We start from the raw sequence: 23,263 nt of genomic DNA, 5'->3' as shown, positions 1-23,263 counted from the left end.
TTAAAAACTTCTAATTAAAAGCACTTTTAATCTTTTTCATCAAAATCATCCAAACAAATAGTGGTCCGTAATACAAATATCTTCTCCACATCCTTTTTGGTTCTTTAATTAACCTAATAAACCATTCTAATCCTAAATTTATCCAAATTTCATTGGGTCTTGCAACTGTTCCTGCGTAAAAATCGAATACCGCTCCAATTGAACAAATAACTTTGGCATCTACAGTTTCCTTAAATCTATTAGCCCATTTTTCTTGTTTTGGAGCTGTCATCCCAACAAACAATACATCAGGCTTAAAATTGTTTATTAAACTTATCATTTGTTGATTATCATCGTCTGAAAATTCATCTTTAAACGGAGGCGAAAAAGTCTCTACTTTGATACTAGGGAATTCGGTAAATACTTGCTTGGTAATTCTATTAAGAGTATCTTGAGAAGATCCCAAATAAAAGCATTTCCCTTTTTTCTTATTTAGGTCATTCAATAGATACTTATGAAGATCTGCTCCTGCAATTTTAGAAATCTTTTTGTTGTTCAATAATTTTACCGCCGCTACAATTCCAACTCCATCTGGTAAAAGAATATCAGATTCCTGTAGCGCTTTTTTAAATGCTAAGTCAAGTTCTGCAATACAATAGGAATATTGATTAATAGTACTTATTAATATTTTTTTATTTGTAAAACAACTAGACAAATCGTCATTAAATATCATATAATCAAGACAAGGCTCAACTAACATTTCATTAATCATTTCTTTTCTCTTCTTTTTTTTATTAATTATCGATACATAGATATCGTTGAAATACGATAGTTGTGAGTTTTCTGAATATTTCTCTTTATAATTTTGATAAGCATTACTCTCCATTCTCTTTTTATCCTCCGATGGTAATTTTTTAAATATTTCTATAGCTTCTCTTAATTTATCAGGCCTTCCATATTCAAAATGAAAACCGTTTAGATTATTATCAACCATAGAACTCATTGCTCCTAAATTTGACGTAATAACAGGTGTATTACAAGAAAAAGCCTCTATAATTGTCATTGGCATTCCTTCATAACATATTGATGGAAGAATAAGAGCGAGAGCTTTTTTTAGTTCTACTCTTACTTCTTCATTTTCTAAACTTCCTAAATACTCAATATTATTATATTTAACTGCATCTAATACAAGCTGTCTTAATGGACCATCTCCTGCTATCTTCAATTCAAAAGATGTATTTTTAAAAGCATCAAGTAATATTTTTACTCCTTTCTCCTCAGACAATCTTCCAACAAATAAAAAATGATGCCCTCTTTTAACTTCCGACACGTTTTGATCGGCTATTACAAAATTTGGCTTAACTATAAATTTTTCAATAGTAACGTCAAACTTAGATCTCTGAAAAAGTTCAACCGCAAAAGAAGTCAGGCACAAATACTTTTCAGTCTTTGACCACGTACCTATTTTTTTATGAAACCAAACAATAAAGGCAAGCCAAAAAGTTTGTAAAAAAGATGAACGGTAGACCTTTTTAAAGACTGCGGTATACGGAAATTTTTGATTTAAACTATGATTAAACAATTGTCCTTTGTTAAGTAAAATGCCTGAAGGACATAATAAACGATAATTATGAATTGTATGAACAATTGGAACTTTTAGATGGCTTATTTCTCTAAACACTAACGGACCTAAAGCAAAGTGCCAATTATGTATATGAACTAAATCTGGTTTAAATTTCATAATTTTTTCTCTAACTATTTTAGCAGAAAAAATGTTCCATATTGAACCTACAAATTGTACTGCTCCTCTCCATCCCTGATGATTTTGAAAATATAAAACCTCAACATTATGGTGTTTTTTTAATAGTTTCAATTCTTGTTCTACAACACTATCTTCGCCTCCAAATATTTGGTAGCGCGTATGAATTATGAGAATTTTCAATTTACTGAAACAAATTAATTACTTTATACTTGATTCTTGAAAGAATAGAAAATGGTTTAGTGAATTGCTTTATTATTTTGGGATCTAAATGAATATCAGGTGAAAAAAGGAAATTTGTTTTTTTACCATCATCTAGAATTGTTTGAAATCTATTGTATGTTTCTTTTGTATTGCTTGCATCTTTTGTAAAACCGACATTCTCAATTTTTGAAACAAATGAGTACACAGAAAACAATCCGTATTTAAATTGATGATAACACCAACGAATGGCCCATGAATTTATTTTTCCTTGCATCTGACGATCCAGCATGTTTGACATGTCTGACCCCATCTTATTAAAATTACGTATTGATTTTCTATTTTTCTTAAATTCGTTGTAGTCGCTAACATCCCAATCTATTTTTGACCAGCGATCTTGCCATGTTGCCCAGCCTGTTGAACCTGACCTTTGAGTAAAATAATTATCAAATCCTGTTTTACCCTTAATTGGCATGCTAAACCCTGCGATTGAAAATACTTTGGGTTCTTTCTTATAAAAATCAAGAGCTTCATTCATAAAATTCAAAAAATTTGGGCTACTCACGAGATCATCTTCCAATACAATAACTGTCTCATGATTTTTTAAAATTTGACTTACACCATCTATAATTGAATTTGCTAATCCTTTATTTATTGATGCTTCATATATTGTAACAGTTTTAAAGCCATTTATAGAATGTACATATTTCCGAACAGCATTTACATCCTCAATTTCTGAATATGTTTTAGCTTGATCCGAAAAAATGTAAAGATCAGATTGCTCTGCCAGATAATTTTTTTGAAGAGACTGTACTGTTTTTTGTAAAGTCCCTAAACGTCTATAAGTAAAAAGGACTATTGGTGAAAAAGTATTCATTTGTTGTTTATTTTTTGTTCAATTTTTTCTAAAAAATAAATCGCTATTAAGCCACTTATAAAATTTTAAAATATTAGTCAATTAGGAAGGATGCAACCTTTATAATAAGGAATCAGGATAATGTTTGATTCAAATATTATTTATCTTTTCTCACGAAGGATATTTTAAATTCCACTATTAAAAAAGTTTATATTACTAAAGAGATAAAAAAATATTTTTAATTGTTAAAAATTCAAAATATCTTCTTAAAAATTAAGTCTTCTAATCTGCTTTAACATTCAGGATACGAAACAATTATTAATAGTCTTTAATTTGAAAATGACACATGTATCCAATTTTTCCTAATTGGTTACCTAATTTTGCCAACATTTTAATAAAATATTTATCTGGACTAAAAACCGTTCTAAAAAGTAACAGAAAGCTTAAAACTAATCCTCCAAAAGCACTAAACAACAGTTTTATATAACCAATAAAAAAATGATTAGTTCTTAAAAGATGACTTGAATAATTATAGCCTGAACGATAGCCTCTTTTATAAAACCAAGATATTTTTAATCTCTTAACATCTTGTGTTTCGTAAATAACTGCTTCACTTGAAAATATAATTTTTGCTTTCTTTGATAATAAAAAATTAAAAAAATCAGAATCTTCTCCTCCTGTGTTATTAAATTCCTCAAGAAAAGCTGGAGTTCTTAAATTAAATAATTTTTTATGGACTAAAGTATTACCCGTATATCCTTCATTTACACCTGCATTTTCCCCAGTAATTCTGTTTTTTCTAAAAAAAAACAAACTGTTTTTAATATATGAAGGAAAATGATCTGGAATTTCATAAATCACTTTACCTAAAACAACATCAGCTGAATATTTTTTCTGACAATTGATCATATTGTTTAACCAATCCCGATCTGCATATTCATCATCATCGATAAAAAGAAGAAATTCACCATTTGCATTTGATACCGCCATATTTCTTGCATAAGACAGTCCTTTTAACGGTTGAAAATAATATTGCACTTTTGGTTTATATTTTTCGACAACTTCCTGAGCAGTCTTTCTTGCATCATTATCAATAACAATAACTTCATACTCACAATCGGTATTTTGTATCAGAACAGATTCAATACATTTTTTTAATAATAAAGGTCTATTATAAGTGCATATAGCAATCGTAATGTTTTTACTTATCATAAGATTTGATCTTTAAGAAAAATTAATATTCTTCTTTAATCCACGTTGCATCAACCTTTGTGAGTATGCTGAATTAAGAATGGATACACTAATTAAAACAAAAATGATATTTAAAAAATTTTTCGGCTGAAGGTAGCTTGACTCTACTAAATTGTTAAAAAGAAACAAAACAAAAAAGAAATTAAAAAAAATGATATGTAAAAAATTAGACTTCATTTTAGATAATTTGTTCAAAATATTAAACAAAAAAATCACAAAGAAAGAAACACCTATTAATCCATATTGAACATATAAATCTACTAATCCATTATGTGATTGTCCTATTTCTGCAAACAGTGTATTATCAATTTTAGAGGATGGCGCACCAGTTTTACCCCAAAAACCTCCAATACCATAACCCCATATTGTTTTATCCTCAAATTGAACCCTATCTAAAACATCTCTCCAAATTTGTGTTCTTCCTGTTAAGGTTAAATCCCTATTAAAATTTGAAGAAGATAGATTTAAATTTGAAAATGATAAAAATGATAAATCTTTAGAATTTGTAAAAAAGAAAAAAGAAAAAAGAAAAAAGAACTATTGAAACAAGCAATAACACACGCACTATTCTATTATTCAAAGAATAAAAAAAATACATCAATAAGATTAATGTAATCAATAACAAGTTTGTAAAACTTTGGCTAATGAAAACAAATACTATCCCAATTGACAAAAAAAAGAAAAATGAGAAATTATCATTACTATGTTTATCTTTTTTAGAAAAGTACAATCTATTCGAAAATAAAACCGCTATTGTTAAAGAAGAGAATTGCCCTAAAGTATTAGGTTGGTTAAAAATGCTTTGATATCGACCTATTAACGTCGTTGAGAATCCATTTGTAAAAAAAAACGTTAAATATAATAACATTAACACCATTAGCACTTTAAGCACTTTAAGTAATATTATAGAAAATTCAATATCATATTTATCAAACAAAATGATTAGACTACAGATTTTAATAAAATAACCAATCGTTAAAAAAATTAAATTAATAGATTGATTAAACATATTGTCTAGAACTAAAAAACTCGAACCAAAAGTTAAGACCAAAATAAAAATGATTTTTTTTGCCTTCAAAATAAGTTGATAGCTTGCAGTTTTATTGTTTAAAAGAACTAATGTCGATAGCAAAACAAACATAAAATTTACTGTAGTTGTAAACCACCCAAGCCCAATTTCACTGACATCGTCATATTTAAAACCTAAAAACTTCAATACAACATCCGGTCCAGTAATAATGTTTATAAGCTGTAAATAAACAAATAATAAGATACGGAAATTTGATCGCTTGGTCCTTTCCTGCTTTAAACTAGAACCTTCTTTTGTATGTATTAGTTTCACAATATTCTTTTATTTGCTCCATACATTTTTATCTGTATGCGCCAAAATTTTATTAGTTTGAATCCAAAGAATTATATTCATTCCAATAAACATTAATAAATTAGAAATTACTATTCCATTCACGCCTATTTTTTTTACCAAGAAACAACACAAAGGAATATTCACGATGCAGACAATTATGTAGAGATATAATTGTAATCTTATCTTTCCCACACCATTTAAAAAATAACTATTTAGATTAAGACAGATATATGCAATTACATACAATCCTAACCAAAATGACAAACTAAAAGGTATTTCGATTAAATTACCTATCCAAACCTTATAAATAAAATTTGAGGACATCAAGATAAGAGGGATAAGAACAATTGAAATCAAAAACCATATTCGCCTTATTTTTCTCATACTAGCTTTTATCCATTCGTAATCTTTTTTTGCATTAGCGTCGGTAAAAGCACTCCAATATGGAATCATGATAATTGAAAAAAGCATAATTACGGTCGAAAACAATTTAAGGGCTACATTAAATTTTGTTACAGATTCTGGTCCCACAAATTTTGATAAAATAATATTATCTGTCTGGAGTAATACTATTGCCCCTATCTGAATAATAAAAAAATGTCCTCCAACTTTAAATATTTTTTTTGAATAGCTGAAATCAATATGGGAAAATGCCGGAGCAATATTTCTAAGTTTAGTTTTATAGAAAAAAACACTAGCCAATAATAGTACAATTACAGGATTCATTGTTAAGGCCATTACTAAAACCGTAAGATTCCCTTGAATCGTTTTTGTCATTATATATATAGTAATTAAAACACATAATTGTCCAATCAACAATATTAATCCAGCAATAGCAGGTTTATGAACTGCTGTAAGTACTGTGTTGATCAATTGAAATACAAATTGCAAGCAAAAAGAGCTAAAAATTATTAAAACTACTGATGAAATATCATCTTTTACAGATTCAGGTATATTTAGAAAAGTTTGCCAATTAATATAAGGGTTTAAAAAACAAAAAAATACAAATAAGCAAAAAGAAATTATTAGAAGAGAAGCATAGGTTGTGCTTATATATATTTTAGCAAGCCTATATTCATTTAAAGCTAAAGCCTCCGTTAATTTATTTCGCAGACCATTACCCATTCCTATATCAAAAAAATTCATCCAACCAATTAAAGAACTAATTGTTAACCAAATGCCATATTGAATAGGACTAACGTAATTTATAGTCATGGGAACCAATAATAATCCAATAATTACACTGCCTCCTTTAATAAAAAAAGAAATCGCGATATTCTTTTTTGCCAAAACCGTCCTACTATGACCCTTTGAAAAAAAAGAATAAATTTTTTGTTTTATTTTCTTTATCACTACAATTTAAATATTTTCAACTTTATGCAAAACGAGCTATAAAACTAGTTCTGAACTGTTAGTTTTTTCTTAGATATTAATAAATTTTAAGATTTTAATTTTCAGTATAAAAACTAGGTACATTAATTTACTTAACAGGAAAGCGTTTTAGTCCGCTCTGAAGCTTAAAATTATATTAAGTGCCTTAACTTTTACTTCTTTTCACCTGTGCTTTCAATACTATTCGAAATAGTTCAACGTTTTATATCCAACTTCTTTTAAGTATTGATCTTTTTGCATCAATTCCAAATCATTTCTCATCATATCTTGCACTAAATCTTTTAGATCATATTTACATTCCCATCCCAATTTAGTCTTTGCTCTTGTTGGATCCCCAATTAGTAGATCAACTTCAGTCGGCCTAAAATACTTTGGATCAACAGCTAATATTTCTTTACCTATCTCTATTTGAAACTCCGGATTACTACAAGATCTAACATATCCTTTTTCATCAATGCCTTCTCCTCTGAATTCTAGTTCAACTCCTATTTCAGAAAAACTCATTCGAACAAAGTCTCTGACTGCTGTAGTTTTACCTGTAGCAATTACCCAATCTTCAGGTTTTTCTGTCTGTAAAATCATCCACATCATTCGAACATAATCTTTTGCATGTCCCCAATCACGTCTGGCATCCAAATTCCCTAAATACAATTTATCCTGTAATCCCAAACCTATTCTTGCCGTCGCTCTGGTAATTTTTCGAGTTACAAAAGTTTCTCCACGAATTGGAGATTCATGATTAAACAATATTCCGTTACAAGCAAACATTCCATATGCTTCTCTATAATTTACCGTTATCCAGTATGCATACATTTTCGCAACAGCATAAGGAGAGCGTGGATAAAAAGGTGTCGTTTCAGATTGTGGAACTTCCTGCACTTTTCCATATAATTCAGAAGTAGAAGCCTGATAAATACGAACTTTTTTTTCTAAACCTAACAAGCGTACTGCATCAAGAATACGAAGTGTCCCCAGACCATCTGCATTTCCTGTATATTCAGGCATTTCAAAAGATACCGCGACATGGCTCATTGCTGCCAAATTATAAATTTCATCAGGTTGAATTTCTTTAATCAGCCTAATTAAATTGGTACTATCAGTCATATCACCATAGTGCAGAAAAAAATTCCTGTTATGTATATGTGGGTCTTGATACAAATGATCAATTCTATCGGTATTAAGTAATGATGAACGTCTTTTAAGACCATGTACTTGATAGCCTTTTTTCAATAAAAACTCGCTCAAATAAGCTCCGTCTTGTCCTGTTATACCTGTAATAAATGCTATTTTCATATTAAATTATTATTTGCAAATTTCAAACTCCGCTTACTATAGTTTCACTTCTTTAAAATTCACTGTATTTTCCAAGAACCAATTGTATGTTAGTTCAATTCCTTTATCCACCTCAATAGTATGTCTCCATCCCAGATTGTGCATTTTTGAAACATCTAGTAATTTTCTTGGCGTTCCATTAGGCTTATCTGTGTCCCATATTATTTCTCCTTTATGACCTATTATGTTTTGAACAAGTATTGATAATTCTTTTATAGTTAAATCTTTTTCTGTTCCCACATTGTACAAATAATCTGGCAATACATTCTCTATAGCAAAAATGGTTGCATTAGCCATATCATCAACATGCAAAAATTCGCGCTTAGGCTCTCCGTTTCCCCAAAGGGTAACAGGAGCATTATTTTTTAGTTTTGCATCGTGAAATTTTCGAATCATTGCTGGCAAAACATGAGATGAGCTTAAATCAAAATTATCGTGACTGCCATACAAATTAGTCGGCATAAGACTTACGTAATCTTTCCCAAATTGTTTTCTAATTGCTTGACAAGATTTTACTCCCGCAATTTTTGCTATAGCATACCATTCGTTTGTTGGTTCAAGTTCGTCAGTAAGTAAATATTTCTCTTTTAAAGGCTGTGAAGCTAACTTTGGATAGATACAAGAACTTCCTAAAAAAATAAATTTTTCTACTCCAAATTGATGCGATGCATCTATCAAATTATTTTGAATCTGCATATTCTCCATTATAAATTGATAAGGATAATCATTATTCGCTAAAATTCCACCAACACGGGCAGCAGCATCTATAACAACTTCTGGTTTTTGATTCTTAATAAAATCGTAAACTGCTTGCTGATCTCTCAGATCTAATTCTTTACTTGAAAGACCTATTAAATTACAATATCCTTTGGATGTTAATGCTCTCCAAATTGCACTTCCAACCATCCCATTGTGCCCAGCGATATAGATTTTTGTTTCTTTCTTCATAATTTCGAAAACTTTAGCGTACCTTGATTAATTCCCTAACTGCTACCTCTTTCCTCAAACCACTGCTGGAAAAACGATGATCGCGTTTATTAAAATAAAGCTTTATTCCCTTTTCTTCGCAATACGATCTTCCGGTAAAATTTTTATGCTGATATTCATCACCAAGAATACGCACATCAATTTTGTGTGATTTTAAGATATCTTCAAGATCGACTTCTGTTGCATAAGGGATAATTTCATCAACAAACTTGCAGCCTTTAAGCTGAATGTATCTTTCGACAACAGTTTGCGTCGGACTATTTTTTTCAGGTCTGTCTAATGCCGGATCAATTTGCAATCCAACAATTAAATAATCGCATTGCTCCTTTGCCTCTTCCAGCATTTTTATATGTCCGGCATGAAGCAAATCAAAAGCGCTAAATGTTATTCCTATTTTCATATCACTTTACAAGTAAATTCGTTATTTGTAGATACAGCTTCGCAACTCCAACTCACATTATTTGAATATCAATACATATCAAATAATTCAAGAAAAAGATTACAGATTCTTACTTTTGTGCAAAAGTATTCTAACAGAATATTTAAAAAAACCCAAAAAATAAGAAATGACTTATGTTGTTATTTATAAAACGTATTATCTTGTTCTAAAAATCAAGTCTTAAAACCATGACACAGCTTCGCTGCTCCAACTCACAGTAGCCAGAAAACAACATTTAAACCACTAGAAAACAAATAGTTAAACCAAAAACACATTGATTAACTCTCCATTTTTTTTGCAAAAGTACCCCATCATATAACTTCTAAAAAGCCCAAAAGACAGAATTGTCCTATACTATCAGTTATTAACCGTATTGTTCCAGAGCCAAACAGCTAACAAATTCGATTCTCATCCCTTATAAACAAAGGTTTTTTTATGTATTTTTACATTTAAAAACTATGGAATATCTAAAATGAAAAATATCATTTTTTTCTTATTAATATTTTCTTATTCTTATGCTCAGGAGAAGAAAAACACCGATTTTTACGCTGAAAATATTGCTCAAAAAGAGAAGAAAAATAATAGAATAAAGCCTGAATATTCCATTAAACTAAGCGATTCAATTAAAGAAACTTCAGGATTAATTGCTTTTGACGATCTATTGTGGACACATAACGATGACCATGACAAGACAATCTACGGATTAGACTCTTTGGGAAAAATTAGAAAGAAAATCATCCTCACTCAGGCTATAAATCAGGATTGGGAAGAAATAACACAAGACAGCCTGTATTTATATATTGGCGATTTTGGGAATAATTACAGTGGGAACCGAACTGATTTACACATTTTAAAAATTGATAAAAAATCATTTTTGGGCCAAAATCCAATTATCGAAAAGATTGCCTTTCGCTATAGTGATCAAACCGATTTTGCAGCACAAAAACCAAACAATACCAACTTCGACTGCGAAGCGTTTGTTGTTTCTAAAGACAGTATTTTTCTATTTACAAAACAATGGAAATCGTCTAAAAGTGCAATTTATGCCCTGCCAAATCAAACAGGAAATCAAATTGCACAGTTAAAGGAGACATTCGACACCAAGGGCTTGGTGACGGGCTCAGTTTATCTGGAAGACAAAAAAACTGTTGTACTTTGTGGCTATTCAAAAATTGGAAAGCCTTTTTTATATTTGCTAAACAATTTTAAAAACAACAATTTTTTATCGGGAAACAAGAGAAGAATTGATCTTAAACTCCCATTTCATCAAATTGAAGGAATTACGACAAAAGACGGGATTCATTATTTCATAACCAATGAATCATTAGTTCGAAAACCTATTTTAAATACTCCACAGCAAATTCACTATTTAGATTTGAGTCCGATTTTAGGCTCGCATTAAGATCTTAAAAATTAGTATATTTTTTTTGCTCCCATTATCAGGAGCCACAAACACGACCCTATTTCGCCAAGAGTTGCAGGAAGTCTTATTATGGAAGATATGCCCAACTGAGAATAATTAGGATATAATGAATTACCAAAGAAATTGATCAAATAACTTATACAGCCCAACATAAGTAATATCCCAAAAAACTTAGGAATAATTCCGGATTTATAAACCAAATAACCAAAAGGAAAAAGCCAAAGTCCCCAGAAAACCTGCACAATCAGATTTCCGTAATCATATTGATTGAGATAAAATAGTACTTGTTTAACAGCTTCTTTTGTTTCGGTTTGTCCGGAATTTTCGTTAATTATTGAAAGCACTGCAAATTTATTAAGCATATTAACAAAAGAAATCGGTACACTAACAATTGCTAAAGCCACCATATATCCTGCATAAGTTTTATGAACAGGTTTCAATAATTTGTATAAAACTAAGGGAAGAAATAAAAAGAAAGTATAACAAACCAATCCACTCACAATACCAGATCTAAAAAGGAACTCAGATTCTTTTATCGCATTGAAAGTTGCTGAAGGATTATCCCAAATAATTAATTTTGACGGAACGTATCCTAAACTAAAAATTCCGGTTAGCACAACTACTAAATATAACAAACCTGCTATTCTTCCTGTATTTCTAAACGATAGTTTTGATTCTTGATTCATACTTTTTCTTTTAAAATTAAAATTGTCTCGGCCATTTTAGTGCGGTCCAGAATATTATTGCTGTAAGTACACTTTCTATTAATGCCAGAAAAACATAGAAACTCCACCAAGGCGCAATGGTAGTAAATGCAATTAACAGCATTATGGCGGTATAAATAATTCCGAAAACAAGATTAAGTACGCGGTTTAATTTTGGTTTTAAAACAACCGATACAAAAATCATTAATGCCGGAATTGTCATTAAAATTGTGGCAAGAAATAATTTTACGGGAGAATCAAGCAATGTATCTCCGCTTATAAAATCCTCAACTTTCTTTGGAACATAAAGAGAGAAATAATCTCCATATATGTAGCAAAACATTACGGAGGTCCATAATGCAGAAAGTTTGATTTTGGTATTTATTTTAAAATCTTCTAAACTGGCCGGTTTTACCTTTTCTGTATCCATCTTTAGTGGTTTACTGGTTTTTAGTATGACGAAACAAGACTTAAATTGTTACAATTCTAATGAATTTGATTTTATAAAATATACTAATAAGCTATCCTTTTTTTGTTTGTTCCAAAAAGGTATCTTTGCCGGATTAAAATTTGATCCTCTGTTTAAATTTAGAGGACTATCACAAAAATAAGCCTGCATAACAGGCACTGTTAGAACATGAATTACTTATCTGTAGAAAATATATCGAAGTCATTTGGCGAAAGAGTCCTTTTTGACAACATTTCTTTTGGAATCAATAAAGACCAAAAAATCGCTTTTATTGCTAAAAATGGTTCTGGTAAAACAACCATTATGAGCATTATTAATGGTTTGGATGAACCTGACACAGGACAAGTTGTGTTGAGAAAAGGAATCCGAATGGCATTTCTTTCGCAAAACAATAATCTACAAGATGAGCTTACGATCGAAGAAAGCATTTTCGCTTCAGACAATGAAACGCTTAAAATAATAGAAGCTTACGAAAAAGCGCTTGAAAACCCAAATGACGAAGAAGCGTATCAAAAAGCTTTTGACGGAATGGATCAACATAACGCTTGGGATTTTGAAACACAATACAAGCAAATTTTATTTAAACTGAAATTAGAAGATTTTAAACTTAAAGTAAAAAATCTTTCGGGAGGTCAAAAAAAGCGTCTTTCATTGGCGATCATATTAATCAATCGCCCTGATTTATTAATTCTTGATGAGCCAACCAACCATCTGGATTTGGAAATGATCGAATGGCTTGAAAGTTATTTTGCTAAAGAAAACATCACGTTGTTTATGGTAACGCACGACCGTTTCTTCTTGGAGCGTGTTTGTAATGAAATTATTGAATTAGACAACGGAAAATTATATCAATACAAAGGAAATTACTCTTATTATTTAGAGAAAAAAGAAGAAAGAATCACTTCTGAAAATGCTAGTGTTGACAAAGCAAAAAACTTATTTGTAAAAGAATTAGAATGGATGCGTCGCCAGCCAAAAGCGAGAACAACCAAATCTAAATCACGTCAGGATGACTTTTATGTAATTAAAGAAAAAGCACAAAGCCGACGAAAAGAAAATAAGGTGGAACTTGAAATTAATATGGAAAGAATGGGAAGCAAAATTATTGAGCTTCATAAACTTTCTAAAAAATTCAAAGACCGTGTTATTCTGAATAACTTTAGTTTTGATTTTCAGCGTGGCGAAAGAATCGGGATTATTGGAAAAAACGGAACCGGAAAATCTACTTTCTTAAATCTGCTTACAGGAACAATTCCGCCAGACAGCGGCCGAGTTGTAAAAGGAGATACAATCAAAATTGGTTATTACACACAATCCGGAATTAATCCAAAACCGGGTCAGCGTGTTATTGATATTATTAAAGAGTACGGAGAATACATTCCGCTTGCAAAAGGGAAAATTATTTCAGCTTCTCAGTTATTAGAGCGCTTTCTTTTTGATGCTAAAAAACAATACGATTATGTCGAAAAATTAAGCGGTGGAGAATTAAAACGTTTGTATTTATGTACTGTTTTAATTCAGAATCCGAACTTTTTAATTCTCGATGAGCCAACAAACGATTTAGATATTGTAACGCTTAACGTATTGGAAAGTTTTCTATTAGATTATCCGGGGTGTTTATTGGTAGTATCCCACGACCGTTATTTTATGGATAAAATTGTCGATCACTTATTTATTTTTAGAGGGCAGGGTGAAATCGAAAATTTCCCAGGAAACTATTCTGATTTCCGCGCTTATGAAGACAGTGCCGACGTTGCTCAAAAAGAAGAAAACAAGGCCGAAAAGAAAGACTGGAAACAAAACAATCCAACAGGAAATTTAAGCTTTAACGAGCAAAAAGAATATCAAAAAATCGAAAGAGAAATCAAAGATTTAGAAATCGAAAAAACTAAAATCGAACAATTATTCTCTGAAGGAAAAGTCGCAGATGCTGATATTGAGAAAAAAGCTAATGAACTTCAAAACATCATTAATAAAATAGATCAGAAAGAAGAAAGATGGTTTGAGCTTTCGGCTAAAATTGAGGGATAATTTTTTTTAGAGCTTAGTCCCTTTTTTTAACCAAAAGTTAAATATATAAGACCGAAAACTAATTTTTCTATATTTGCGATTCTAAAAATAATACCACATGAAATACATTTTAACTGCTTTAATAGCAATGACTCTTTTTATTTCTTGTTCTGGAAATGATAATCTTCAGGAACAAAAAACAGATTATACTAAGGAAAACGATAAAGAAATAGTTGATTATCTCGCTAAAAACAAACTAACAGCTCAAAAAACTGCTTCTGGTTTATATTACATTATAAACGAGGCTGGAACCGGCAAACAACCAACGTCAAGCTCCAGAGTTACGGTTACTTACAAAGGTTATTACACAAGTGGAACTGTTTTTGACAAAAGAACTGAACCAATTAGTTTTAACTTAAGTGAAGTAATTACAGGCTGGAAAGAAGGAATTCCTTTTTTCAAAGAAGGTGGAAGCGGAGTTTTATTAGTACCATCACATTTAGGATATGGACCTTACACACAAAGAGGTATTCCTGGAGGTTCTGTACTTGTTTTTGATATAAACCTAATTTCTGTAGACAAATAATCCGGAAATTATATTAAGGTAAAAATTGAGAGTAGACTAAAAACAAAACAATGTTCTTCCAAATAAAATCATACATCAAATTCCTCTGGAATTCTAAAAATGAACACGGAGTACATTCCCCTTTTGTTTTTAGTCTATTAACAAAATGTTTTTACGACAAAAAACCAAAATCTGCCTATATTGTTCTGAATAATTACCGAAAATCATTACTTGCTAATAAAAATTTTATTGAAGTAACTGATTTTGGAGCCGGCTCAAAAGTTTTTAAATCCAACATACGACAGATTTCAAAAATCGCTGCAACAGCTGGTATTTCACCTAAAAGAGCCGAATTATTATATCGGGTAACTTCCTATTTTGAACCAAAAAACGTTCTTGAAATTGGAACTTCTTTAGGATTAGCTACTGCTGCTCTGGCATTGGGCAATCCAAAAGCAAAAGTATATACAGTAGAAGGCTGTCCTCAAACAGCAAATATTGCCAAAGAACATTTAAATCGATTTGATTGCAACAATGTTGAAAATGTAATTTCAGAATTTGAATCTTTTCTGATTTCTGAAAACCTGCACAATACAATCTTTGATCTTATCTATTTTGACGGAAATCATTCTAAAAAAGCAACCTTAAAATATTTTGAAGTTTTATTGCAAACAGTTAATAATGATTCTGTTTGGATTTTTGATGATATTCATTGGTCTTTAGAAATGGAAGAAGCCTGGGAAATTATCAAAAATCATCCAAAAGTAAAAGTTACTATTGATACTTTTCAATGGGGATTTGTCTTCTTTAGATATGAACAGGAAAAAGAGCATTTTGTGATTAGAAGCTAATAATTAAAGGCATCTTTTGGTATTTCTTTAGCAAACAACTTTTGATAATTCTGCATATCCTCATTCTTTTTTATCGGATAATTAAATAGTAAGAAACTATTTTCAGGCGATTTTTGCTCATAAATCACTAAATAAGTTATAGTTGTATCAAGTTTTATCTTGGGAAACTTGACAAAATCATTTCCTGTCACATTGTTCAATATCAATTCGTTTCTTACCATATATTCGTAGTTCACTTCACCTTTCTTTTTTCGTCCCCGATCAGGTTTAAAATACGTAATTTTCCCTTCTGTTAAACTGTAACCTTCTTTTAATTTTCTAAAATGATAAACTTCACTTAAAGTTTTCAGAGACATAAAAACCGCAATAAACATTAATGCAAAAATTGCAATTAGATTTGAAATTGGAAATTTAGAAAACCCATCCAGAAAATAGCAGAGCCGAAAAAGTAATACTGTTACAATTGTTATGATCAAAAGGTTAGTAACAGGATTGAGATTAAATAAAAAATTCATAGGGATTGTTCTTTGGTACTAAAATATTTTTTATTTCAATCATTATCAAAAAAAAGCACAAAAAAAAGACAATCATTTCTGATTGTCATTGTTATTTAAATATAGATATTTTGAAATCTATTTTTTAGTTTCTTTATTTTTTTCCCATTTTCAATCATTCATAGCCTTCGATTCTTTTCTGCTTTTCAAAAATACTTCCAAACAAAGTAATTACGCGGCTTTTCACCCGAACACTTAAGCAAACTGAATTCTATTATTAAAATAAACTATTCTAAATTTGATATAATATCTGACAAAACAGCTATTTTCTGAGATGTTTTTTTATCTTTGAAATTCACACTTTTTAGTGCAGATAGCTTTATCTTTGAACCTTCGGAAAAAAGACATTCATTATGGAACAGAAAATTCATCAGGGAAGAAATGTAAAACGCTTCAGAGAGATGCTTGGCATCAAACAGGAAGCACTGGCTTATGATTTGGGAGAAGACTGGAACCAGAAAAAAATTTCTATGCTGGAACAAAAAGACATAATTGAAGACAATCTGCTTAAACAAATCTCTAATTCATTGAAAATTCCTGTTGAAGCTTTTCAGAACTTTGACGAGGAACAGGCAGTAAATGTTATTGCAAATACATTTAACAGCAATGATAGTGCAACTGGATTAGTAATTAATAACTACAATCCAATTGAAAAGATTATTCAATTGCATGAAGAAAAAATTGCACTGTATGAGCGTATGCTAAAAGAGAAAGATGAAATGATGGCAAAGCTTGAAAAACTAATTAGCAAATAAATTTCAGGATTATCTCACCATTAAAACATAAAAAAGGCGATCAGTAAATGATCGCCTTTTTCATTTAATCCAAAATAACTCATTTATTTCTTAGCTGCTGCATTTTCCTCAGCCTTTGCTCCCATTCTGTTTACTGTATACATAGGCGCAAATTTAATTTTCAAACCAGCAATTTTTCTATTGTCTTCAGCAGTCAAACCTTCTTTTTCAACAGTATTTTTTCGGCTGTCTAATGCTTCATACAATACTTTTATTTCATCCCAGTCTTCCCTTGAATAACGATCTTTATTATTTTCGACTGTATGTACAAATTGTTGATAAACACTATGAATATTCTGAGCATTTACCCAGCTAAAACTCATATCATCTCCTATTTTTCCTTCTCCAAATAAAGCATTTCTTAATTGTTGTTTCGGACTTGGAGCTGGTGGGGCAAAAACGGCGGTCATTTCTTTTCTAAATTCCTCGTACTTAACTTTACTTGTATTTATTTTTTCGGTCGCGACCGAATTATCTTTAATATCTGCCAAAGCCAATTCAGCTTCCTGAGCTCTTTTATCATATTCAGATTCCACTGTTTTCCAATTCTCTTTCAAATCGTCAGCAGCCACATTTTTGACAGAATCAACGTAGGTTACATAAGAATCGACTATTCTCTGAGCCTTTTCCTGTTTTTCATCTTTACACGAAGTAAAACTAAATACGATTAAAGAAACTCCTATTGCTATTTTTATATTTTTCATAATCTTGATTATTAATTAATAGATAAACAAATTTACCTATTACTCAAAGTAATAAATTACATTATTATCACATTTTTAAAACTAAAAACATATTAAATCTGTAAAACACAAAAAACAATGATAATTATGCAAAATTTAAACAGAATAACGTAACAGCTTTTTGCTTAAAAACCATATTGATCTGCTTATCCCGGCACACATTAGAAACAAAAGAGATTTTTGTAACAAAAACCAATAATCAACTACTTATTGAAAAGTGTTTTGTACTTTTAAATCCAAAATTGTAAGATGAAATGGCTGAACCATTAATTAAAATAACCGACATTAAACGAAATTTTGTTCTGGGTAATGAAATCGTATATGTTTTAAAAGGAATAAATTTAGAAATACAAAAAGGCGAATATGTTGCTTTAATGGGTCCATCAGGATCCGGAAAATCTACTTTAATGAACTTACTAGGTTGTTTGGACACTCCAACTTCCGGACGTTATGTTTTAAATGGAAAAGATGTAAGCCAAATGCGTGATGATGAATTGGCCGGAATTAGAAACAAAGAGATTGGTTTCGTATTTCAGACTTTTAATCTTCTGCCAAGAACAACTGCTTTAGATAATGTGGCCTTGCCAATGATTTATGCAGGGCATCCAAAATCAGAACGTGTTGTTCGTGCAACAGAAGTTTTAAAGCAAGTAAATCTGGCAGACAGAATGGATCATCAGCCCAATCAGTTATCAGGAGGGCAGCGCCAGCGTGTTGCCATTGCGAGAGCATTGGTAAATAAACCTTCAATTATTTTAGCCGATGAACCAACCGGAAACTTAGACAGTAAAACTTCTGTAGAAATCATGAAACTGTTTGGAGATATTCATGCTCAGGGAAATACTGTAATTCTAGTAACTCACGAAGAGGATATTGCAGCTTACGCACATCGCGTAATTCGTTTAAGAGATGGATTAATTGAAAGTGATACTACAAAACCGGATCACATATTGCTTTAATCTTAAAAAACTTAGCATCTCAGAACCTTAGCATCTTAAAAAAAATGAAAGTATATACAAAAACAGGCGACAAAGGAACCACAGCTCTTTTTGGCGGCACACGTGTTCCTAAAGATGACATCAGAATTGACAGTTATGGAACTGTTGACGAACTAAACTCTTATATCGGATTAATTCGTGATCAGGAAATGGATTCTCATTATAAAACCATTTTAATCGAAATTCAGGATCGTCTTTTTACTGTTGGTGCCATTTTGGCAACTCCACAGGAAAAAGAAGTTTTAAAAAACGGAGAACTTCGTTTAAAAAACTTAGGAATAATTGATTCGGATATTGAATTATTAGAAAACGAAATAGACAAAATGGAAGAAAGCCTTCCACCAATGACTCATTTTGTTTTACCCGGAGGCCATCCAACCGTGTCACATTGTCATATAGCACGCTGTATTTGTCGTCGCGCAGAGCGTTTGGCAGTACATTTAAGCCATAATGAACACGTTCCCGAAATAGCAATCAAGTACTTAAACCGACTTTCTGACTACCTTTTTGTCTTGGCACGGAAGTTGTCGTCTGACTTAAAAGCAGAAGAAGTAAAATGGATACCCAGAAAATAAACTTTCTTAAACTCCGATTTTTAATTCCGATAGCTATCGGAACCAAATTCTAAAGAAATAATTTAAAAATTCTGCGAATTTAAACAATATATAAAGTTCCTAATATTGGCAATTTCAGGCTCCTTTTTTGGAATTTGGAATTTAATTTTTGGAATTTAAAGAAGACGTTCTTAAATTTTATTAAAATAAATCAAAATTTACTTGTCTTTTTCAGTAAAAAATTTATTTTTGCACAAACTAAACAGATAACAGATGTATTGGACATTAGAATTAGCATCTTATTTAAGTGATGCGCCATGGCCTGCTAACAAAGATGAACTTATTGACTACGCTATTAGAGCTGGTGCTCCATTAGAAGTAGTAGAAAACCTTCAGTCTATCGAAGATGAAGGCGAGATATATGAATCAATGGAAGAAATTTGGCCTGATTATCCAACAGACGAAGATTATCTTTGGAATGAGGATGAATATTAAAAAATAAACCAAAGGAAAAAGTCTCATCACAGAGACTTTTTTTTTGGTTCAAATACATATATATAATAAAGAAATACAATAAATCATGAGTTTCATAAACAGTATCATTAAAGTCTTTGTCGGTGATAAATCACAGAAAGATGTCAAAGCTTTACAACCTTATTTAAACAAAATTAAAACATTCGAAACTAGCTTAATGAGTTTGTCTCATGACGAATTAAGAGCAAGAACCGTATATTTTAAAGATAGAATAAAAGAAGCCAGAGCTGATAAGGATGCTAAAATTGCTTCGCTTAAAGCAGAAGTAGAAAACATCGAAGACATCGACAAAAGAGAAGATCTTTATGATGCAATTGATTCTCTTGAAAAAGAAGCTTACGAAATCTCAGAAAAAACTTTATTGGAAATTCTTCCTGAAGCATTTTCTGTAGTAAAAGAAACAGCTCGCCGTTTTAAAGAAAACTCACATATCGAAGTTACTGCAACTCCAAAAGATCGTGAATTTTCAGCAACAAAAGCATATATCACAATTGATGGTGAAAAAGCAGTTTGGGCTAACAAATGGAATGCTGCCGGAAAAGATATCACTTGGGACATGATTCATTATGATGTTCAGTTAATTGGTGGTATGGTATTGCACGAAGGTAAAGTTGCCGAAATGCAAACGGGTGAAGGTAAAACATTGGTTGCAACTCTTCCTCTTTACTTAAATGCTTTGACAGGAAATGGTGTTCACTTAGTAACTGTGAATGACTATCTGGCAAAACGTGATAGTACATGGAAAGCTCCATTGTTTGAGTTCCACGGTTTAACTGTTGATTGTATTGATAATCACCAACCAAGTACAGAACAAAGAAAAAAAGCATACGACGCAGATATCACTTACGGAACCAACAACGAATTTGGTTTTGACTACTTAAGAGATAACATGGCACATTCGCCAGGCGATTTAGTGCAAAGAAAACACAATTATGCCATTGTCGATGAGGTCGATTCTGTATTAATTGATGATGCAAGAACTCCACTTATTATTTCTGGTCCGGTTCCTCAGGGAGATCGTCATGAATTTAATGAACTGAAACCAAAAATCGAAAACTTAGTATCTCAACAACGTCAGTTAGCAAATGGTTTCTTGGCAGAAGCTAAAAAATTAATCAAAGAAGGAAATACTAAAGAAGGCGGATTCTTATTATTAAGAGCTTACAGAAGTTTACCTAAAAATAAAGCATTAATTAAATTTTTAAGTGAAGAAGGAATTAAACAATTACTTCAAAAAACTGAAAATCAATACATGCAGGATAACAATCGTGAGATGCACAAAGTTGACGAAGCTTTGTATTTTGTGATTGAAGAAAAAAACAATCAGGTAGAATTGACAGACAATGGTATTAAATACCTTTCTGGAGATACTGATTCTGATTTCTTCGTTTTACCGGATATCGGAACAGAAATAGCTGCAATCGAAAAACAAAAACTGGATAAAGATGCTGAAGCTGAGGCTAAAGAAAGATTATTCCAGGACTTTGGTGTAAAAAGTGAGCGTATTCACACCTTAACACAACTTTTAAAAGCTTACGCTTTATTTGAAAAAGATGTAGAATATGTGATCATGGACAACAAAATTATGATTGTCGATGAGCAAACAGGTCGTATCATGGATGGCCGTCGTTATTCTGACGGTTTACACCAGGCAATCGAAGCTAAAGAAAATGTAAAAATCGAAGCTGCTACACAAACTTTTGCTACAGTTACATTACAGAATTATTTCAGAATGTACAGCAAATTGGGTGGTATGACAGGTACAGCTGTTACAGAAGCTGGAGAGTTATGGCAGATTTACAAATTAGACGTTGTTGAAATTCCAACAAACCGTCCAATCGCAAGACAAGACAAAGAAGATTATATCTACAAAACTACACGTGAAAAATTCAACGCTGTAATCGAAGATGTTACTGAATTATCAAACGCAGGAAGACCTGTATTGATTGGGACAACTTCTGTAGAGATTTCAGAATTATTAAGCCGAATGTTAAAAATGAGAGGCGTTACGCATAACGTCTTGAATGCTAAAATGCACAAACAAGAGGCGCAAATTGTAGAAGAAGCCGGTAAAGCCGGAGTTGTAACTATTGCAACAAACATGGCTGGTCGTGGTACCGATATTAAATTATCTCCAGAAGTAAAAGCTGCTGGTGGTTTAGCAATCGTAGGTACAGAGCGTCATGATTCTCGTCGTGTAGACAGACAGTTACGTGGTCGTGCAGGACGTCAGGGAGATCCGGGAAGTTCTCAATTTTATGTTTCTCTTGAAGATAACCTAATGCGTTTATTTGGTTCTGAAAGAGTTGCTAAAGTAATGGACAGAATGGGATTACAGGAAGGTGAAGTTATTCAGCATTCTATGATGACTAAATCTATCGAACGTGCTCAGAAAAAAGTAGAAGAAAACAACTTTGGTGTTCGTAAACGTTTATTAGAATATGATGACGTAATGAACTCTCAACGTGAAGTAGTTTACAAACGTCGTCGTCATGCATTATTTGGTGAGCGTTTGAAATTAGATATTGCCAATATGCTTTATGATACTTGCGAATTAATCGTAAGTCAAACTAAAATTGCAAATGATTTTAAAGATTTTGAATTTGATTTAATTCGTTATTTCGGAATTACATCTCCAATTTCAGAAGCAGATTTCGCAAAATTAACTGATATTGAAGTTACAGGAAAAGTATACAAAGAAGCTTTAGCGTTCTATACTGAAAAAACAGAAAGAAGTGCAAGAGAAGCTTTCCCAATCATTAGAGGAGTTTTTGAAGAGCCAAACAATCATTTCGAAAGAATTGTAGTTCCTTTTACAGATGGAATCAAAACTTTGAATGTTGTTACAGACTTAAAGAAAGCATACGAAAGCCAAGGAGCTCAGTTAATTGCTGATTTTGAGAAAAACATCACCTTATCAATTGTTGATGAAGCATGGAAAAAACATTTACGCAAAATGGACGAATTGAAACAATCTGTTCAATTGGCTGTTCACGAACAAAAAGATCCATTGCTTATCTACAAATTAGAAGCTTTTAATTTGTTCAGAGGAATGTTAGACAATGTTAATAAAGAAGTTATTTCATTCTTGTTCAAAGGTGATTTGCCTGCTCAAAACGTTAGCTCTGAAATCCACGAAGCAAGAGAAGTTCGTCAAAAAGAAAATTTACAATTAACAAAAGACGAAATTGTAAACAGTGAAGATATCAACCGTGAAGCCGGAGAAACGCAACAACGTCAGGTTACAGAAACTATCGTTAGAGAGATGCCAAAAATCAATAGAAATGACACCGTTACGGTTCAGGAAGTTGCAACAGGTAAAACAGAAACAATGAAGTACAAAAAAGCTGAGAGTTTATTAGCTGCTGGTACCTGGGTTCTTGTTTAAGAATAATTTTATTATTTCAAATTACATATTAAACCCGACAGATTTTAAAATCTGTCGGGTTTATCTTTTTAGAAAACTTCCAGTTTGTAAGACCCGAATATTTTTTTTAGAAAAATG

Annotated in this window: 21 protein-coding genes and 1 pseudogene; 9 read left to right on the top strand and 13 right to left on the bottom strand. The window is 31.3% G+C overall.

Features of this window, described 5'->3' with window-relative positions:
- Window positions 1-10: 10 nt before the first annotated feature.
- The 9 genes and pseudogenes from OLM51_RS07995 to OLM51_RS07960 form a co-directional block, all read right to left on the bottom strand.
- Window positions 11-1,921, bottom strand: coding sequence for a WecB/TagA/CpsF family glycosyltransferase (locus OLM51_RS07995; protein WP_264553797.1), 1,911 nt, complete (start codon window positions 1,919-1,921; stop codon window positions 11-13).
- A gap of 1 nt (window position 1,922) precedes the next feature.
- Window positions 1,923-2,816: a glycosyltransferase gene (locus OLM51_RS07990; RefSeq protein ID WP_264553796.1), complete on the bottom strand. Its 894-nt coding sequence runs from the start codon at window positions 2,814-2,816 to the stop codon at window positions 1,923-1,925.
- A 297-nt stretch (window positions 2,817-3,113) separates the two neighbouring features.
- A complete protein-coding gene (locus OLM51_RS07985) occupies window positions 3,114-4,007 on the bottom strand; it encodes a glycosyltransferase family 2 protein (RefSeq protein ID WP_264553795.1) in 894 nt (297 codons plus the stop codon).
- Window positions 4,008-4,019: 12 nt separating this feature from the next.
- Window positions 4,020-4,484, bottom strand: a pseudogene (locus OLM51_RS20455) (O-antigen ligase family protein); the annotation flags it as partial.
- A 58-nt stretch (window positions 4,485-4,542) separates the two neighbouring features.
- Window positions 4,543-5,388, bottom strand: coding sequence for a hypothetical protein (locus tag OLM51_RS07980; RefSeq protein WP_264553794.1), 846 nt, complete (start codon window positions 5,386-5,388; stop codon window positions 4,543-4,545).
- Window positions 5,389-5,397: 9 nt separating this feature from the next.
- Complete coding sequence (locus OLM51_RS07975; protein WP_264553793.1) at window positions 5,398-6,762, bottom strand: lipopolysaccharide biosynthesis protein; 1,365 nt, start codon at window positions 6,760-6,762, stop codon at window positions 5,398-5,400.
- 219 nt (window positions 6,763-6,981) lie between these two features.
- Window positions 6,982-8,094 carry a GDP-mannose 4,6-dehydratase gene (gene gmd, locus OLM51_RS07970; RefSeq protein WP_264553792.1) on the bottom strand — a complete coding sequence of 371 codons (1,113 nt, stop codon included), beginning with the start codon at window positions 8,092-8,094 and terminating at the stop codon, window positions 6,982-6,984.
- A 36-nt stretch (window positions 8,095-8,130) separates the two neighbouring features.
- Complete coding sequence (locus tag OLM51_RS07965; protein ID WP_264553791.1) at window positions 8,131-9,081, bottom strand: GDP-L-fucose synthase family protein; 951 nt, start codon at window positions 9,079-9,081, stop codon at window positions 8,131-8,133.
- A gap of 13 nt (window positions 9,082-9,094) precedes the next feature.
- Window positions 9,095-9,520 carry an adenylyltransferase/cytidyltransferase family protein gene (locus OLM51_RS07960; RefSeq protein WP_264553790.1) on the bottom strand — a complete coding sequence of 142 codons (426 nt, stop codon included), beginning with the start codon at window positions 9,518-9,520 and terminating at the stop codon, window positions 9,095-9,097.
- Between the two features lie 511 nt (window positions 9,521-10,031).
- Here OLM51_RS07960 and OLM51_RS07955 point away from each other — a divergent pair.
- Entirely contained in the window at window positions 10,032-10,961 is a 930-nt protein-coding gene (locus OLM51_RS07955) for a T9SS C-terminal target domain-containing protein (protein WP_264553789.1), read from the top strand.
- An 11-nt stretch (window positions 10,962-10,972) separates the two neighbouring features.
- Here OLM51_RS07955 and OLM51_RS07950 read toward each other — a convergent pair whose 3' ends face one another.
- Window positions 10,973-11,668, bottom strand: coding sequence for a DUF4386 domain-containing protein (locus OLM51_RS07950; protein ID WP_264553788.1), 696 nt, complete (start codon window positions 11,666-11,668; stop codon window positions 10,973-10,975).
- A gap of 16 nt (window positions 11,669-11,684) precedes the next feature.
- Window positions 11,685-12,116, bottom strand: a complete 432-nt coding sequence (locus tag OLM51_RS07945; protein ID WP_264553787.1) for a DUF6326 family protein — start codon at window positions 12,114-12,116, stop codon at window positions 11,685-11,687.
- 207 nt (window positions 12,117-12,323) lie between these two features.
- Here OLM51_RS07945 and OLM51_RS07940 point away from each other — a divergent pair, with 207 nt between their 5' ends.
- The 3 genes from OLM51_RS07940 to OLM51_RS07930 all read left to right on the top strand — a co-directional run bounded on the left by OLM51_RS07940 (window position 12,324) and on the right by OLM51_RS07930 (window position 15,581).
- Window positions 12,324-14,186 (top strand): ABC-F family ATP-binding cassette domain-containing protein, encoded by a 1,863-nt coding sequence (locus tag OLM51_RS07940; protein ID WP_264553786.1) that lies wholly within the window; start codon window positions 12,324-12,326, stop codon window positions 14,184-14,186.
- A 97-nt stretch (window positions 14,187-14,283) separates the two neighbouring features.
- Entirely contained in the window at window positions 14,284-14,751 is a 468-nt protein-coding gene (locus OLM51_RS07935) for an FKBP-type peptidyl-prolyl cis-trans isomerase (RefSeq protein WP_264553785.1), read from the top strand.
- A 50-nt stretch (window positions 14,752-14,801) separates the two neighbouring features.
- Entirely contained in the window at window positions 14,802-15,581 is a 780-nt protein-coding gene (locus OLM51_RS07930) for an O-methyltransferase (RefSeq protein ID WP_264553784.1), read from the top strand.
- Here OLM51_RS07930 and OLM51_RS07925 read toward each other — a convergent pair.
- A complete protein-coding gene (locus tag OLM51_RS07925; protein WP_264553783.1) occupies window positions 15,578-16,096 on the bottom strand; it encodes a hypothetical protein in 519 nt (172 codons plus the stop codon). The two genes, OLM51_RS07930 and OLM51_RS07925, sit on opposite strands and share 4 nt — an antisense overlap.
- Window positions 16,097-16,488: 392 nt before the next feature.
- Between OLM51_RS07925 and OLM51_RS07920 the strand changes: the two genes are divergently transcribed.
- A complete protein-coding gene (locus tag OLM51_RS07920; protein WP_264553782.1) occupies window positions 16,489-16,890 on the top strand; it encodes an XRE family transcriptional regulator in 402 nt (133 codons plus the stop codon).
- 83 nt (window positions 16,891-16,973) lie between these two features.
- On the opposite strand, the gene OLM51_RS07915 is transcribed toward OLM51_RS07920, so the two are convergent.
- A complete protein-coding gene (locus OLM51_RS07915) occupies window positions 16,974-17,633 on the bottom strand; it encodes a DUF6565 domain-containing protein (protein WP_264553781.1) in 660 nt (219 codons plus the stop codon).
- A gap of 293 nt (window positions 17,634-17,926) precedes the next feature.
- On the opposite strand from OLM51_RS07915, the gene OLM51_RS07910 reads away from it, so the two are divergent.
- From OLM51_RS07910 to secA, 4 genes are all read left to right on the top strand, one after another.
- Window positions 17,927-18,631: an ABC transporter ATP-binding protein gene (locus OLM51_RS07910; RefSeq protein ID WP_264553780.1), complete on the top strand. Its 705-nt coding sequence runs from the start codon at window positions 17,927-17,929 to the stop codon at window positions 18,629-18,631.
- 44 nt (window positions 18,632-18,675) lie between these two features.
- Window positions 18,676-19,245: a cob(I)yrinic acid a,c-diamide adenosyltransferase gene (locus OLM51_RS07905; protein ID WP_264553779.1), complete on the top strand. Its 570-nt coding sequence runs from the start codon at window positions 18,676-18,678 to the stop codon at window positions 19,243-19,245.
- 252 nt (window positions 19,246-19,497) lie between these two features.
- Window positions 19,498-19,719: a DUF2795 domain-containing protein gene (locus OLM51_RS07900; protein WP_007138072.1), complete on the top strand. Its 222-nt coding sequence runs from the start codon at window positions 19,498-19,500 to the stop codon at window positions 19,717-19,719.
- 85 nt (window positions 19,720-19,804) lie between these two features.
- Complete coding sequence (gene secA, locus OLM51_RS07895) at window positions 19,805-23,146, top strand: preprotein translocase subunit SecA (RefSeq protein WP_264553778.1); 3,342 nt, start codon at window positions 19,805-19,807, stop codon at window positions 23,144-23,146.
- The last annotated feature ends 117 nt before the right edge of the window (window positions 23,147-23,263 follow it).

Source organism: Flavobacterium sp. N2038 (assembly GCF_025947185.1).
Taxonomy (GTDB): Bacteria; Bacteroidota; Bacteroidia; order Flavobacteriales; family Flavobacteriaceae; genus Flavobacterium.
This window is presented reverse-complemented; position numbering and strand designations above follow the sequence as displayed.

What these genes read in the sequence shown, in the direction of transcription:
- OLM51_RS07965 (WP_264553791.1), bottom strand. Translation starts at nt 9,081, where the DNA reads ATGAAGAAAGAAACAAAAATCTATATCGCTGGGCACAATGGGATGGTT.
- OLM51_RS07910 (WP_264553780.1), top strand. Translation starts at nt 17,927, where the DNA reads ATGGCTGAACCATTAATTAAAATAACCGACATTAAACGAAATTTTGTT.
- OLM51_RS07915 (WP_264553781.1), bottom strand. Translation starts at nt 17,633, where the DNA reads ATGAAAAATATAAAAATAGCAATAGGAGTTTCTTTAATCGTATTTAGT.
- OLM51_RS07950 (WP_264553788.1), bottom strand. Translation starts at nt 11,668, where the DNA reads ATGAATCAAGAATCAAAACTATCGTTTAGAAATACAGGAAGAATAGCA.
- OLM51_RS07960 (WP_264553790.1), bottom strand. Translation starts at nt 9,520, where the DNA reads ATGAAAATAGGAATAACATTTAGCGCTTTTGATTTGCTTCATGCCGGA.
- OLM51_RS07930 (WP_264553784.1), top strand. Translation starts at nt 14,802, where the DNA reads ATGTTCTTCCAAATAAAATCATACATCAAATTCCTCTGGAATTCTAAA.
- OLM51_RS07985 (WP_264553795.1), bottom strand. Translation starts at nt 4,007, where the DNA reads ATGATAAGTAAAAACATTACGATTGCTATATGCACTTATAATAGACCT.
- OLM51_RS07955 (WP_264553789.1), top strand. Translation starts at nt 10,032, where the DNA reads ATGAAAAATATCATTTTTTTCTTATTAATATTTTCTTATTCTTATGCT.
- OLM51_RS07920 (WP_264553782.1), top strand. Translation starts at nt 16,489, where the DNA reads ATGGAACAGAAAATTCATCAGGGAAGAAATGTAAAACGCTTCAGAGAG.
- gmd (WP_264553792.1), bottom strand. Translation starts at nt 8,094, where the DNA reads ATGAAAATAGCATTTATTACAGGTATAACAGGACAAGACGGAGCTTAT.
- OLM51_RS07925 (WP_264553783.1), bottom strand. Translation starts at nt 16,096, where the DNA reads ATGAATTTTTTATTTAATCTCAATCCTGTTACTAACCTTTTGATCATA.
- OLM51_RS07940 (WP_264553786.1), top strand. Translation starts at nt 12,324, where the DNA reads ATGAATTACTTATCTGTAGAAAATATATCGAAGTCATTTGGCGAAAGA.
- OLM51_RS07900 (WP_007138072.1), top strand. Translation starts at nt 19,498, where the DNA reads ATGTATTGGACATTAGAATTAGCATCTTATTTAAGTGATGCGCCATGG.
- OLM51_RS07945 (WP_264553787.1), bottom strand. Translation starts at nt 12,116, where the DNA reads ATGGATACAGAAAAGGTAAAACCGGCCAGTTTAGAAGATTTTAAAATA.
- secA (WP_264553778.1), top strand. Translation starts at nt 19,805, where the DNA reads ATGAGTTTCATAAACAGTATCATTAAAGTCTTTGTCGGTGATAAATCA.
- OLM51_RS07935 (WP_264553785.1), top strand. Translation starts at nt 14,284, where the DNA reads ATGAAATACATTTTAACTGCTTTAATAGCAATGACTCTTTTTATTTCT.
- OLM51_RS07905 (WP_264553779.1), top strand. Translation starts at nt 18,676, where the DNA reads ATGAAAGTATATACAAAAACAGGCGACAAAGGAACCACAGCTCTTTTT.
- OLM51_RS07990 (WP_264553796.1), bottom strand. Translation starts at nt 2,816, where the DNA reads ATGAATACTTTTTCACCAATAGTCCTTTTTACTTATAGACGTTTAGGG.